The 14006-nt window shown below is 62.9% G+C and carries 14 protein-coding genes; all 14 read right to left on the minus strand.

Going from position 1 to position 14006, the window contains the following annotated elements; all coding sequences use genetic code 11:
* Positions 1-15 precede the first annotated feature (15 nt).
* From ACVVH8_RS02275 to ACVVH8_RS02340, 14 genes are read right to left on the minus strand one after another with little or no spacing between them, the layout of a single operon-like run.
* A complete protein-coding gene (locus tag ACVVH8_RS02275; protein WP_103305427.1) occupies positions 16-1242 on the minus strand; it encodes a beta-ketoacyl-ACP synthase in 1227 nt (408 codons plus the stop codon).
* Positions 1242-1970, minus strand: a complete 729-nt coding sequence (locus ACVVH8_RS02280; RefSeq protein ID WP_213027312.1) for a 3-ketoacyl-ACP reductase FabG2 — start codon at positions 1968-1970, stop codon at positions 1242-1244. The genes ACVVH8_RS02275 and ACVVH8_RS02280 overlap by 1 nt, the downstream gene beginning before the upstream one ends.
* Positions 1963-2427, minus strand: coding sequence for a hotdog family protein (locus tag ACVVH8_RS02285; RefSeq protein WP_213027313.1), 465 nt, complete (start codon positions 2425-2427; stop codon positions 1963-1965). The genes ACVVH8_RS02280 and ACVVH8_RS02285 overlap by 8 nt, the downstream gene beginning before the upstream one ends.
* Positions 2424-3620 carry a beta-ketoacyl-[acyl-carrier-protein] synthase family protein gene (locus ACVVH8_RS02290; protein ID WP_475228281.1) on the minus strand — a complete coding sequence of 399 codons (1197 nt, stop codon included), beginning with the start codon at positions 3618-3620 and terminating at the stop codon, positions 2424-2426. Before ACVVH8_RS02290 ends, ACVVH8_RS02285 begins: the two co-directional genes overlap by 4 nt.
* Positions 3617-4222 (minus strand): hypothetical protein, encoded by a 606-nt coding sequence (locus tag ACVVH8_RS02295; RefSeq protein ID WP_177431435.1) that lies wholly within the window; start codon positions 4220-4222, stop codon positions 3617-3619. Before ACVVH8_RS02295 ends, ACVVH8_RS02290 begins: the two co-directional genes overlap by 4 nt.
* Positions 4222-4947: a class I SAM-dependent methyltransferase gene (locus tag ACVVH8_RS02300; protein WP_475228283.1), complete on the minus strand. Its 726-nt coding sequence runs from the start codon at positions 4945-4947 to the stop codon at positions 4222-4224. The genes ACVVH8_RS02295 and ACVVH8_RS02300 overlap by 1 nt, the downstream gene beginning before the upstream one ends.
* Positions 4944-6191: an NAD(P)/FAD-dependent oxidoreductase gene (locus ACVVH8_RS02305; protein WP_103305422.1), complete on the minus strand. Its 1248-nt coding sequence runs from the start codon at positions 6189-6191 to the stop codon at positions 4944-4946. Before ACVVH8_RS02305 ends, ACVVH8_RS02300 begins: the two co-directional genes overlap by 4 nt.
* Positions 6178-7341 carry a cation:proton antiporter gene (locus ACVVH8_RS02310; RefSeq protein ID WP_475228286.1) on the minus strand — a complete coding sequence of 388 codons (1164 nt, stop codon included), beginning with the start codon at positions 7339-7341 and terminating at the stop codon, positions 6178-6180. Before ACVVH8_RS02310 ends, ACVVH8_RS02305 begins: the two co-directional genes overlap by 14 nt.
* A complete protein-coding gene (locus ACVVH8_RS02315) occupies positions 7338-9677 on the minus strand; it encodes an MMPL family transporter (protein WP_475228288.1) in 2340 nt (779 codons plus the stop codon). Before ACVVH8_RS02315 ends, ACVVH8_RS02310 begins: the two co-directional genes overlap by 4 nt.
* On the minus strand, positions 9661-10263 hold the full coding sequence (locus tag ACVVH8_RS02320; protein WP_103305419.1) for an outer membrane lipoprotein carrier protein LolA: 603 nt from the start codon (positions 10261-10263) through the stop codon (positions 9661-9663). Before ACVVH8_RS02320 ends, ACVVH8_RS02315 begins: the two co-directional genes overlap by 17 nt.
* A complete protein-coding gene (locus tag ACVVH8_RS02325; protein ID WP_103305418.1) occupies positions 10263-10685 on the minus strand; it encodes an acyl-CoA thioesterase in 423 nt (140 codons plus the stop codon). Before ACVVH8_RS02325 ends, ACVVH8_RS02320 begins: the two co-directional genes overlap by 1 nt.
* Positions 10678-12222 carry an HAL/PAL/TAL family ammonia-lyase gene (locus ACVVH8_RS02330; protein WP_103305417.1) on the minus strand — a complete coding sequence of 515 codons (1545 nt, stop codon included), beginning with the start codon at positions 12220-12222 and terminating at the stop codon, positions 10678-10680. The genes ACVVH8_RS02325 and ACVVH8_RS02330 overlap by 8 nt, the downstream gene beginning before the upstream one ends.
* Positions 12203-13150 carry an LpxL/LpxP family acyltransferase gene (locus tag ACVVH8_RS02335; protein WP_475228291.1) on the minus strand — a complete coding sequence of 316 codons (948 nt, stop codon included), beginning with the start codon at positions 13148-13150 and terminating at the stop codon, positions 12203-12205. Before ACVVH8_RS02335 ends, ACVVH8_RS02330 begins: the two co-directional genes overlap by 20 nt.
* Positions 13147-13881, minus strand: coding sequence for a glycosyltransferase family 2 protein (locus ACVVH8_RS02340; protein WP_475228293.1), 735 nt, complete (start codon positions 13879-13881; stop codon positions 13147-13149). The genes ACVVH8_RS02335 and ACVVH8_RS02340 overlap by 4 nt, the downstream gene beginning before the upstream one ends.
* Positions 13882-14006 lie beyond the last annotated feature (125 nt).

Genomic DNA, 14006 nt, shown 5'->3' on the forward strand with positions numbered 1-14006 from the left:
CCAAAGGTATTGCGGTCAGTGCCAGCGGCGGAAAATCAACGAGGTGTTGACGCCACCAAAAGCGAAATTGTTGTTCATCACGTATTCGTGATGCATCTGGCGGAATTCGCCGCGCAGGTAGTCGAGCTTGCCGCAGTGCGGATCGACCTCGTCGAGGTTGAACGTGTGCACGTACAGGTCGCGATTCATCATCTCGATGCTGAACCATGACTCCAGTGCCCCGCACGCCCCGAGCGTGTGGCCGAGAAAACTCTTCTGCGAGCTGATCGGCATGCGCTCACCGAACAAACTGCTGGTCGCCAGTGTTTCGGCAATGTCGCCCTGTTCTGTAGCGGTGCCGTGACCATTTACATAACCGATGGCATCCGGTGTCAGCCCGGCATCTTCCAGGGCCAGCTCCATGGCGCGGCGCATGGTGATCTGTTCCGGGCGCGTGGTGTGCTGGCCGTCGGCGTTGCTGCCGAAACCAACGATCTCGGCATGGATGTGCGCGCCGCGAGCGAGGGCGTGTTCCAGCTCTTCGAGCACCAGCATGCCGCCACCTTCACCGATCACCAGACCGTCGCGGCCCTTGTCGTAGGGGCGTGGGCTGGTTTGCGGTGCGTCGTTTTTCAGACTGGTGGCGTACAGCGCGTCGAAGACCATGGCTTCGGTCGGGCACAGCTCTTCGGCGCCGCCAGCGAGCATCAAGGGCAGGCGGCCGAACTTGATTGCTTCGTAGGCGTAGCCGATGCCCTGACTACCACTGGTGCAGGCGCTGGACGTCGGGATCAGACGCCCGGTGAGGCCGAAGAAGATGCTGATATTGGCCGCCGTGGTGTGCGGCATCATCCGCACATAGGAGTTGGCGTTGAGGCCCTCGGCCACCGAGTTGAGCAGCATGTTGCCGAACGCCTTGATCTCGTCGGTGCTGCCGGTGGACGAACCGCAAGCCACGCCCATGCGCCCGTCCTTGATCGACTCATCACCCAGCAAACCGGCGTCGGCCAGCGCCTGTTCCGCCGCGCCGACCGCCAGCCGCGACACCCGGCCCATGCTGCGCAGTTGCTTGCGCGTCCAGTGCGCCGGGACGACAAAGTCATCGATCGGCCCGGCCAGACGGGTGTTGAGTTCGCTGAAGCGGTCCCACTCGTCCATCCGGCGGATGCCGCTGCGGTTGGCCGCGAAGTTGCCGGCGATGGTCTGCCAATCGCTGCCCAGCGAGGTGATGCCGGCCATGCCGGTGACGACGACGCGCTTCATCAGCACAAGCCTCCGTTGACCGCCAGCACCTGGCGGGTGATGTACGAGGCTTCCGCCGACATCAGGAAATTCACCGCACTGGCTACTTCTTCAGGGGTGCCCATGCGCTGCGCGGGGATCATTTTCATCAGTTCTTCCACCGGCACGTTTTCGTCGAGCATCGCCGTGTCGATCAGGCCCGGCGCGACGCAGTTAACCGTGATTTTGCGCTTGCCCAACTCGATCGCCAATGCCTTTGCCGCGCCGATCACGCCAGCCTTCGAGGCGCTGTAGTTGACCTGGCCACGGTTGCCGATCAAACCCGACACCGAGGTGATGCAGACGATCCGACCGGCGGCGCGGCGGCGGATCATCGGCATCATCACCGGGTGCAGAACGTTGTAGAAACCGTCGAGGTTGGTGCGCAGTACCACGTCCCAATCGTCGTCGCTCAACGCTGGAAACGCTCCGTCGCGGGTCAGGCCGGCGTTGAGCACCACGCCGTAATAGGCGCCGTGGGTTTCGACGTCGGCCTCAAGAATGCTTTTGCACGCTTCGCGGTCGGCAACATCGAATTGCAGGACACGTGCGTTGCGGCCCAGTGCTTCGATTTCGGCCTGCACCGCTTGTGCGTCGGCAATGCCGCTGCGGCAATGCACGACGATGTCATGCCCGGCCTGCGCCAGACGCAGGGCGATGGCGCGGCCGATGCCACGGCTGGAGCCGGTGACCAGTACGGATTCAGTCATCGTTCGACTCCTGTGTTTGTTGCAGATATTGGGACGGTTGGGGCGGGCGAAACACGTTCAACCGGGCGCTGACTTCAATGCCCGGCGCGTTGATATGGCATTCGAAAACGCCCATGCCGTTGTCGTCTTCCAGCGAGCGGATACCGTGGACAGTCAACTCGCTGCCGGCCGGAAATGCGTCGACGTTGCACTCGAACTTGCGTGTGCCGAGCAGGAAACCCAGTTCCACCGGATTGCCTTTCAGGCGTGCGTGGCAACCGGCAAATGCGGCGACACTCTGCGCCATCAACTCGATGCCGACCCACGCCGGCAGGCTGCCGTCGGGCAGGTTGAACAGGCCGTCAGGCTTGACCGTGAGGCGGGTGTAAATCTGTTCATCGTCGAAGCTTTCGATCTTGTCGATCAGAATCATGTCGCCGGCGTGGGGCAGCAGGTCGGCGAGCGGCCAGTCGGTCATGGGGCGTCTCCGATAATCAGGCTGACGTTATTGCCGCCGAAGGCAAACGAGTTGCTCATCAGGTAGCGGGGTGCAATGGACGTCAGGCGTTCGTTCGCGGTCACCCACTTCAGCGGCGGCAGGCCGGGATCGGCCTGGCCATCCCAGACGTGCGGCGGCAAGCCGTGTGCCGGGTTGTCAGCGCTCAGGCTCAACCAGCAGAACGCCGCTTCCAGTGCCCCGGCCGCGCCGAGCGTGTGACCAGTCATGGGTTTGGTCGACGAGCAGGCTACGCCGCCCGGGAACAGTGTGGCGACTGCAAGGCTTTCCATGGCGTCGTTGTGCTGGGTCGCGGTGCCGTGCAGGTTCAGATAGTTGATCTGTGGGGCTTGCAGTTGCGCGCGGCTCAACGCCTTTTGCATCGCTTGCAGGGCGCCGCGACCGCTCGGCTCCGGGGCCGAGATGTGGTGAGCATCGGAACTGGCACCGGCGCCGAGCAGCGCGATGGCCGGGCCGTCACCACGCAGCTTGCTCATCACGAACAGCACCGCCGCTTCGCCGATGTTGATGCCGTTGCGGTTGGCCGAGAACGGATTGCAGCGCTCGTCGGACACCGCCTCCAGCGCGCTGAAACCGTTGAGCGTCAGCTTGCACAGGCTGTCGACCCCGCCGCACAGCACCGCGTCGCACAGACCCAGGTCGAGCAGACGCTGTGCGCTCATCAAGGCCCGTGCACTGGAAGTGCAGGCCGTTGAAATCACGTAGGCCGGGCCGCTGAGCTGCAGCCAGTCGGCAAGAAAGTTCGCCGGGGCGCCGAGTTCCTGTTGCCGATAGTCATACTCGGTGGGGAACTGATGCTCGCGAATATAGTGCGCCAGACCGCGGCTGGCCTCGTCGATACCCGAGGTGCTGGTGCCGAGGACCACGCCGATGCGCTCGCGGCCGTAGGTCTGGATCGCCCGATCGATGTCAGCGCGAATCTGCAGTGCGGCTTCCAGCAGCAGTTGATTGTTGCGGCTGCTCTGGTCCGCCAGTTCGGCCGGAACCGCCGCCAACTCACCGTGCACCGCCGCCACCGGCAACTCGCGCCCGGCCACCCAGCCGGATTCGCGGCGCATGCCCGAGCAGTCGCCGGCAAACAGGTTCGGCGCGACTTGATGCTTGTCGCGGCCCAGGGCGCAGATCACCCCGAGGGCATTGAGGTAGGCAGTCATGGCGTCGGTTCACCGAGGGGGGAAACCCGATAGTGCGGGCCTTGGGGCAGGTTCAATTCGAAGCTCAACGGTTGCGTATAACGGATCGCCCAGCGCGGCGGCAGCGAGCGCTGCCCGGCCTGTTGCTGCGCGGCGGGATAATTGCGCAACAGCTCGCCGGACGGAGTCAGGGCGAACAGCAATGCGGCGAACAGCTCCCGGGCTTCAGGATTGGGCGGCAACAGACCGTCGGCCTGCCAGTGTCCATCGATCAGTTGCTGACGGGCCTGAGGAATACCCAGCGGGTCCATCATCGACCAGCGAATGCCGGGGCCTTCGCGCTGAATCACCAATAGCCAGTCCTGGCGCTGATCGGCGAGGTTGCGTTCGACGTGCAGTTGCAATGGCAATGGCAAGGTCGGGTTGCTCGCAGGCAGGGGCGCCTGGCTGGCGCAACCACCCAACAAGGCAAATAACACCATCAGCCACACCAGAAATCCTGTGGGAGCTGGCTTGCCAGCGATGGCGTCGGCACATCCAGCATTCACGCTGACTGACACACCGCTATCGCTGGCAAGCCAGCTCCCACAGGTTTTGGGTTGTACAGGTCGAATGCGGTACATCAGACGGCACCTTCAAGCGGCTTGCGCGCGACGACGTTGACCAACGTCTCTTCCCGCTGCCCAAACGGTTTCGGCTTGCGCAACCCGAACCGCTCCAACAAGCCAAAGTCCTTGGACCGGCTCCACCACAAATACGGGTATGAAACGTTCCGTTCGCCGAATTCGAAACCCTGCTCGCCAATCATCTGCAAATACTGCGCAGCGCTCTTCTGCACATGCATTGGATGGCGGAACAACCAGCGAATCACCCACGTATCAATGTATGCCTCGGTGGACTCGGCGAACAGCAGATAGCCGCCCGGTTTGAGCACCCGATAAAACTCGGCGAGGGCTTTCTCTTGCTCGACCAGATGATGAAAGGTCTGGTGACAGAACAGTAGATCGACACTCGCATCCGGCACCTTCAGCGTCGCGCAATCGCTGCCAATCAATTCGACCTCCAGACCCTGACGCGCCGCCTCTTCGCCGCTCAACTTCAGGCTGTGTGGGTCGGCATCGACGCCGATCAGACGCTGTGGCGCGAAGGTCTGGCGCAGATGTCGGAACGACTTGCCCTGACCACAACCGGCGTCCAGCAACACCGGGTTCGCCGGCAGCGACTCGCTGAACAAGCCGCGCAGATCGTTGATCGCCACGCGCAACACATGGTGCTGCCAGGTGTGGCTGCGCAGGAACCAGAAACCGAAGCGGGTTTCCTCGACGTAGCTGTCGCTCAGGTAACTCATGGGGCGTCCTTTGCACAAAGTTCGGAAATCATCTTCAAGCGGCGACGCGCTTCGCTGACGAACGGGTTGCGCTCGTCCCAGGCGTAGCCGGCGAGGATCGAGCAGATCATCCGGCGGATTTCCGGCTGGCTGTTTTCATGGAAAATCACGTCCTGAAAGGTCCCGGCGTACCAGCCTTCGACGTAGCAGCGGAAGGTGTCGACGCCGCGCTTCAGTGGCTCGGCGAATTCGCTTTGCCAATCGACCGTTTCACCCTGCAACTGACGGTGCAGCACCGCCGCCGCCATGCTCGCCGAACGCATGGCGATGGTCACGCCGGAAGAGAACACCGGGTCGAGAAACTCCGCCGCGTTGCCCAGTAGCGCGAAGCCCGGGCCGTGCAGGGTTTTGACGTTGGCCGCGTACCCGCCGAGGGTGCGTGCCGGGGTATCCCACACGGCCTTGTTCAACACGCCAGCGAGGCTTGGCGTCTCGGCAATAAAACCGCGCAGGCAAGCGTCGAGGTCGGCATCACGACCGTTGAAGTGCTCGGCCGCAGCGACCACGCCGACCGAGCAGCGGCCGTTGCTGAACGGGATCGTCCAGAACCAGATATCGCGATGGTGTGGATGGGTGGTGACAAGGATTTTTTCGCGATCGAAAGCCGGGTTGTCGATGTGATCTTCGACATGGGTGAAAACTGCCTGACGCACCGGGAAATTCGACGGCGCTTCCAGGTCGAGCAAGCGCGACAACACGCGGCCGTAGCCGCTGGCATCGAGTACGAAATCCGCCTCGATGCGATATTCGCTGCCGTCTTCACGGCGCACATCGAGTCGCGGTTTTGCCCGCTCGAAATCGACGCTGACGATGGCATCGCCATAGCGGATCTCGGCGCCTTGCAGCGCCGCTTGATCAGCCAGCAATTTGTCGAAGTCGGCGCGCTGCACCTGGAACGTGGTCGGTTTGCCGTCGCTGAAGGTATCGCCGAAATCAAAGGCACTGTAGCGCTCGCCCCAGGCAAACGCGGCCCCGGTCTTGCGCTGGAATCCGGCGGCGTTCACCGCTTCAAGCATGCCGGCCTCTTCGACGAAATCCAGGCAATGACTCAGCAGGCTTTCGCCGATGGAAAAGCGTGGGAAGTGCTGGCGCTCGATCACCAGCACGTCGTGGCCCTTGCGCTTGAGCAGCGCAGCGGCAATGGCGCCGGACGGACCGGCACCGATGATCACTACCTGACGACGTTGCATTTCAACGGTTGGCACGTGAACTCCCGGGCGCAATGGCGGTGTGTTTCTGGGGCGCGCGATGCAGGCCGATCAGGGCCGGCAGCAGCGTCGCGATCAGGCCCATCAGCATCAGCGCGAAGTACAGCGCCGGGGTGATGAGCTGTTGTTGCAACAGCAAGTTGAGAAAGACGATTTCGCTGAGGCCGCGAATGTTCAACAGCACACTTTCGCGCCAGCGGCTGGCACCTTCGAACGAGGCACCGGCCCAACCGAGGCCGAGCCAGTTGCCGAGGAGTTTACTGGCAATCGGTAACATCAGCAGCGCGGCCCATTGAGCGGGGCCGAGGCTGGCGAGGGCACTGTGCACGTCAATCTGCACAATGCCAAAGGTGAGGATCAGCGGAATCGCCAACCACGTCTGCAAGCGGCTCATCCAGCGTGCTGGCAATGGCAGCACCAGCGGCACTTTCAACGCAGCCATGCACAGCAGATAACCGATGCCGAAAATCAGCGCGTTGAGTTTGTAGTGCTCGGCCATCACCAGCAGGGCAAAGAAGCCGAGGCTGTAAGTCAGTGGGCGGCGCACACCGAACAGGCACAGCAGCAAGGGCACGCAAGCGAAACCCAGCGGCAGCAAAAGACTGCTCAGGTGCAGACTGCCTTGGGCGAGGCCGAACAACGTCCAGCAGGTCAGGTCGATCAGGATCGCGGTCTGTACCAGGCGTCGGGTGGCGGCGGGCGGGTAATCGATGTGACGCAGATACAGGTACAGCACCGGAATCGCGGTAATCGCGAACACCAGGCCGATGGCCAGTGAGTTGAGCCACGGTTGCGCCGGCAGCAGCCAATACGCGACCGCGAGACCGCAGGCGAACGGTACGGCGAAACTCGGCACGGCGATTTTCACGCTCTGACGATCCAGTCGCAGGTCGATCACATCGCTGAGAATATGCCCGAGCAGCAAGGCAAAACTCAGGCTGTAGAGGTTTTTCAGCCACGCTGGCGCGATAAGTTCAGCGCCGCTGAGCTGCCAGCCCGGCTCAATCCAGAAGTACATCAACAGCGGTAAACCGAAGCTGGCCAACAGCAACTGGCTGACGATCGGGATCAGGCCGAAATGTCGACCGACACGGGTGGCGACGGCGAACAACGCCAACGCCAGCAACCAGAAACCGATGACCATCATGCTGCCGGCTCCGCTACAGGCGCCGCATGCTCATGTCGGCCGGCCCACGGCGCGAGCATGAAACTGAACGCCAGACCGAGGCTCACCGACAAGCCGAAATTGCTCACGGCCGGCGTGCTGGAAACCGCCAGCAAACCAAACGACAGCCAAGTCGTCACAGCCGCCAGCAAGGTGCCGAGCAGACTTACCGCTGCACCGCCGACCTGCTCGCGCATGAGAATCGCGTAGTCGACGCTGATCGCCGTCACCAGCAGCAGGCCGAACAGGCTGAACAGGGTCAGCGGTTGCCCCAGCCAACCGAGACTGGCGAGACTGCACAGTGCAGCCAGCAACGGCAGGGCAACGATGCGCAGCGCGCCGCCGAAACCGAATGGCAGGATCAGCACCAGCACGATCAACACGCAGGAGGCGAGTTTCAGTTCGGCGGCGCTGATCTGCGTCGCGGCGAAAACATTGTTCAGATCGCCGAGACGATCCACCAGCATCACCCCCGGCAGATCCAGCGCCTGCACCCGCAGCAACGACGGATTATTCAGGCCTTGCAGGCTGGTCATCGCCGCGACGCCGTCCTCGGTCGGGCCGAGCCACAACGTGCGATACGGTTCGCCGAGCGGCCCGGCCAGCGCAGCGTCGATGTCCTCGGTCGGCAGTGCCTGCAACTGTTGCAGCTCGGTTTGCAGCGCAGCGAGGGGTACGCCGAGGTCGAGCAGCGGCTGCCAGAACTGCGGCAGTTTGTTCAGCGCATCGCGCACTTGCTGTTGCTGGCCTGGCGGGCTGACCAGTTGATCCAGCGCGAGATAGCCTTGCAGCTTGTCGAGATTGACCAGTTGTTCCAGACGCTCGCTCAGCGCCGCTTGCCGCTCCAGCAATTCTTGCTGATTGGCCGCACGCACGAGGAAAAACTGGCTGGTCGGCTGATAGCCTGTGATGCGCGCAATGGTCTGCGCTTCATCGGTCAGACGTTGCGGTGCGCCGACCCATTGGCGGATGTCGTTCTTGCTTTGCAGTTGCACCAGACCGCCGGCGCAGAAGGCGATCAGTAGCGCCAGCAACACCGGGGTACGCACGCGTTCGAGCAGCTTCTCGCGCAGATTGACCATGCGCTCAGCCAGGTGCAGCGGCCATTGCGCCGGGCGCAGTTCGACGTTTTTCAGCAGCGCCGGCAGCAAGCACACGGCTGACAGATAGGCACCGAGCAACCCTGCCGCGGAGAACACGGCGATTTGCGTCAGCGCCGGGAACGGCGTCCACGCCAGCGCCAGATAACCGATGGTGCTGGTGAGCAGGCTCAGGGTCAGCCCGGACAGCGTCAGGCGCAAGGCTGGCCAACTGCGCCACGGCTTGAGGCTCCAGCTCTTCGACAGATAGTGCAACGGGTAATCCACCGCCACGCCGATCAGGCTGGAGCCGAGCACCAGCGTCATCACGTGCATGTGGCCGAACAGCGCCACGCACGCAACCGCGCCGAACAACATGCCCACCAGCACCGGCACGAACGCCAGCAACACGCGCCAGCGGCGGAAGGCGAGCAACAACAGCAACAAAATACCGATCGTCGCGCCGCCCCCGACCCAAGTCATTTCACGGGTCGCTTGCTGCTGACCATTGGCCGCGTAGAGCAAACCGCTGGCGGCCAGCAACTGCACGTCTGATTGCGCCGCTTGCTCACGGCTGTGTTGCAGCAGGGCGGCGACTTGCAACGGTAGGTTCATGTCGAAAGCATTGCCGGTGGTGCGTGCACGCAGTAGCACCCAACTCTTGCCGTCAGCATCGGCGACCAATGCGCCGCTGCCGATATCCAGTTGCACCGCGCCGTGTTTCGGCTGGCTGTTCTGGATACGCCCGGTCAGGCCCAGCCAGTCATCCTGGCTCGGCACCAGGCTGAAACCGGTAAAAGGGTCGAACAGTGCCTGCACCCGTTGTTGAATAAACCCATCGGGATGCTCGGTGAGAAGTTGCCGGTCATCCGCCGAAAGCATCGCCAGCCGCCCTTGCAACAATTGCGTGCGCAAGGCTGGCAGATCGGCTTGCAGGTTCCACTGGACTTTTTCGAACAGTCCACTGGCCTGCCATTGCTCGCCCAGCGTCTGCGCCATGGCTACCGCTTGCTGGCGATCGGCGTGGCCGACCAGCACCAGCATTTCGCGGTTGAGCGGTTCCTGCATGCGTTGTTCGGCGCGCAGTTCGAGGGCGTCAGGATGGGTGCCGGGCACCAGTTCCATCAGGTTCGCCGACAGTGGCGCACCGTCGCGCCATTGCCAGCCGGCCAGCGCGACAACCGCCAGCAGCAGAATCAGGAACAGCCAGGGCAGCCTGCGTTCACTCGGCAAAGTCATGTTGCTCCGTGTCGCTCAGCGGTTGGCCGGCGGTACTGTTCTGCATGCGCAGCACCGTGCTGTCGCCCTGGGTTTCCAGCAGTTCAATGGTTTGCACCAGAGCGCCGCCGTCGATGTTGATCTGATTGAACACTTGCTTGAGCAGCAATGAGCGTGGCGTCAGGGTCAGTTTCCACTGTTGCGCATCGCCGCTCAGGGCCAGTTCGAAGTCCCGTTGCAGGCCGCTGCTGTCACCTTGCAGCACGGCGAGGAACAAGCGGTTCTGCTCGGCCCCGGCGCTCTTGTTCGGCAGCAGTTGCCAGCCATCGCCGTCACGCCGGGCGATGCCTTTGGCAGTGATGCGGTAATCCTGTTGCAGCGGAGTTTTCAGCAGCCAGAGCAGGCCGTGATTTTTCGCGAGGACGAAACTGCCCTTGCTGATCAGCGGCTGGGGCAGGGCGCGCAGGTGTTTTTCCTGAATGAACTGGCCGTGGATCACGTCCGGTTTGGCCAGTTGCTCGCTGAGTTGTTGCAGGTCGAAGGCGTTGGCCAGTGTCGATATGGCCAACAGCGCCAGCGCGCCAAGACTTTTGCAAAACAGGTTCATCACAGCATCCTTTCCACGGCATCGGTGAAGACTTTCGGCGAGGCCAGTTGCATCTCGCGACTGCTGACTTCGACCGCCACTTGCACCGAGCTGGCGCGGGTCAGGCGTTCGCCGGTTTGCGCGTCCGTGATCAGGTAGTTGATCTTCAGCCGGTTTTCCCACTCCACCAGGCTAGCGCGCACGTTCAGACGCTGGCCGAACACCGCACCGCGCACGTAGCGCAGTTGCAGATCGATCACTGGCCAGGCGTAACCCGAGTCGACCATCTGGTTGTAGTTGTGGCCGATCTTGTCGAGCAGCGCGCAGCGCGCCACTTCGAGATATTTGACGTAATGGCCGTGCCAGACGACATGCATGGTGTCGACGTCGAAAAACGGTACGAGGATTTCCGTGTCGGCGTGAATCACTCCGGCGCTACGCATGCAGCCTCCAGTGTTGCGCGGCGATGCGTTGCAGGCACAGGCGCAGTTCGCCTTCCAGCGCGCGGTCCTCGATGACCGGCGGGAAGTCTTGGGCAAGTGCTTCGTGCATGGCAGCCAGCGCGGGTGGCAGTGGTCGGGCGTCTTCGGCCTGGCCCCGCAGCCAGACGCCTTGGTTGGCGGCGAGCAGGGTGGCGGCGGCGACCTGTTCGGTCAGTTCCAGCACACGGATTGCGTCGCGGGCGGCGATGGTGCCCATGCTCACCTTGTCCTGATTGTGGCACTCGGTGGAGCGCGAGAAGACGCTGGCCGGCATGGTGTTTTTCAGCGCTTCGGCGGTCCAGGCGCTGGTGCCGATCTGCACAGCCTTGAAGCCGTGGTTGAGCATTGCGCGATCCGCCGGAGCGCCGGACAGGTTGCTCGGCAAGCCGTGGTTGTAGCGCTCGTCGACCAGCAGCGCGAGCTGCCGATCGAGCAGGTCGGCGACGTTGGCCACCAGATTTTTCAGGCTGTCCATGGCGAACGCGATGTGCCCGCCGTAGAAGTGGCCGCCGTGCAGCACGCGTTCGGCTTCGGCGTCGATGATCGGGTTGTCGTTAGCGCTGTTGAGTTCGGTTTCGATGAACGAGCGCAGCCAGTTCAGGCTGTCGGCCAGCACGCCGAGCACATGCGGTGCGCACCGCAGCGAGTAGCGATCCTGCAAACGATGCAGCGGTGCGGTCGGTGCGTCGATCGCCAGATCCTTGCGCAGCCATGCGGCGACCTGCATTTGCCCCGGATGCGGCTTGGCGGCGAACAGGCGTTCGTCAAAGTGCTCCGGATTGCCTTGCAGTGCCACCACGTTGAGCGCGGTGATGCGCGTGGCCAGTTGCAGCAGATAATCGGCGCGGGCATAGGCGAGGCAGGCGAGGCCGGTCATCACCGCGGTGCCGTTCATCAATGCCAGCGCTTCTTTCGGGCGCAACACCAACGGCGTCCAGCCGAGTTCGCGGTGCACATCCGAGGATTGACGGCGTTCGCCACGGAACATCACTTCACGCTCACCGGACAGGGTCGCGGCGACGTAGGACAGTGGCGTCAGATCACCGCTGGCGCCCACCGAACCTTCTTCGGGAATCAGCGGCAGGATGTCGTATTCGAGGAACGCGTGCAGACGCTCCAGCAGTTCAATCCGCACTCCGGACACGCCGTGGCACAGCGACTGCAAACGCGCCGCCAGCACCGCACGGGTGGCTTGCGCATCGAGCAGTTTGCCCAGCCCGCAACCGTGAAAGGTGTAGAGATGACGCGGCAACGCCTCGACGTGATGCAGCGGCACCGCGACCACGCAGGAGTCGCCGTAACCGGTGGTCACGCCGTAGATCACGCCTTCCTTGTCCAGCAGCGAATCGAGGAACCGCGCACCCTTGGCGATGCGCTCGCGATAGTCGGCGTCGCTCTGCAACTGCACGGGCGCCTGACGGTTGGCCAGGGCCAGCACGTCTTCGATGCGCAAAGGGCGTTCGCCGAAGGTTACCGGCTCATGGGTTGGCGTCGTCATCGGTCTTCCAGAAAGGGTAAAAGTTGAACCATTGCTGCGGGGCTTCGAGGCAATAGTGACTCAGGCGCTGCGCATAGCGGGTGGCCCACTGATGAATGACCTGCTCGCGCTCGCGGCGTGTCCACGTCACGGCATCGGCGAAGGGCTCGAGGGTCAGGCGATAGTGGCCGTCGGGTTGTTTCAGGCACATCAACAGGTTGACCGGGCATTTCAGCAGGCCGGCCAGCAGCCACGGCCCTTGCGGGAACGGCGCCGGATGGCCGAGAAAGTCGACGGTCACACTGCGTCCGCCGTGCAGCGGCACGCGGTCGCCGGCAATCGCCAGCCACTCGCCGCGCTCCAGGCGTTCGTGCAGTTGCAGCATGATCACCGGGTCCAGTTCGCTGACCTGAATCAGACGCAGATTGGTCGCCCCGGCCTCGCCGAGCAAGCGGTTGAACTGCTCGGCGTGCTTGGTGTGCACCAGCACATTCATGGTGACCTTTTCGCCGATCTCCGCCAGCGCCCGGCACACTTCGAGATTGCCCAGATGTGCGCCAACCAGCAGTTGCCCACGGCTGCCACGCAATTGATTACGCAGCAGGGCCGGGTCGATGATTTCAATCTGTTCGATGCGGATCTTGCCGTTCCACACGTCGAGCTTGTCGAGCATCGAATCGGCGAACGCCATGAACTGGCGAAATACCCGCCAATGACTCGGGCGCAAGTCTGCACGGTTGCTCCACTCGGCCAGCCGTTGCTGGTATTGCCAGGCACTGCGTCGCGCGGTGCGGCCGAACAGGAAAAAGTACAGGACGATGCCGTACAGCAACGGGCTCAGCAGCCGCCGGCCAAGAACCTTGGCAGCGAATGCGGTGGATTTCATCAGCAGGAAACTGCCGCGCTCCTCGCGGTCGGCCCAATGCTTTTTGTCGGCCTCGACAGTCATGGGCGCCACCGCCGCCAGAGGATCACCGGCAAACGCAGCAACATGCCGAAGAACAGGCGCGTGTGCATGCTGGAAATCAGTGCGTTGTCGTGGAACAACCGGAAGTGCGAGACGCCATCGAGCGGGTAATGCACGCTGGTTTGCAGCCAGCGCATCGGCTGATTGCGCCAGGCCAGACGCACAAGAATGTCCGAGTCGAAATCCATGCGTTTGCCAACCTTGGCCGAGTCGATCACGGCCAGCGTCGGCGCCAGCGGATAGACACGAAAGCCGCACATCGAATCGCGGATCTGCAACGACAGCGTGTTGATCCAGACCATTACGTGGGTCAGATAGCGCGCGTACAAACGGCCCTTGGGCACGCTTTCATCGAACAGCGGATAACCGCAGATCATCGCCTCCGGATGGGCGCGGGATGCCTCGACGAAACGGGCGACGTCGAGCAGGTCGTGCTGACCGTCGGCGTCAACCTGCAAGGCATGGCTGAAACCCAGTCGCGAAGCTTCGCGCAGACCGGTCATCACCGCGCCGCCCTTGCCCTGATTGACGGTGAGGCGGACCAGATAGACGTTGTCGCGCTCGGCCAAAATATCTAGCACTTTCGCGCAGGATGGCGTGCTGGCGTCGTCCACCAGAATGCACGGCAGATGTTGCGCGAGCAGCGCATCGACCACCGTGCCGATGGCGGTTTCGTGGTTATAGACCGGGATTACTGCACAGGGGTTATGCATGGATCACATCTCCCCTGTGGCGAGGGAGCTTGCTCCCGCTGAGCTGCGAAGCGGCTCCAAATGCAGTCGACTCAAAATTGCTGGCGAGCGCTTCGCACTCGAGCGGGAGCAAGCTCCCTCGCCAC

The organism is Pseudomonas trutticola BRTCR10 (assembly GCF_056155105.1).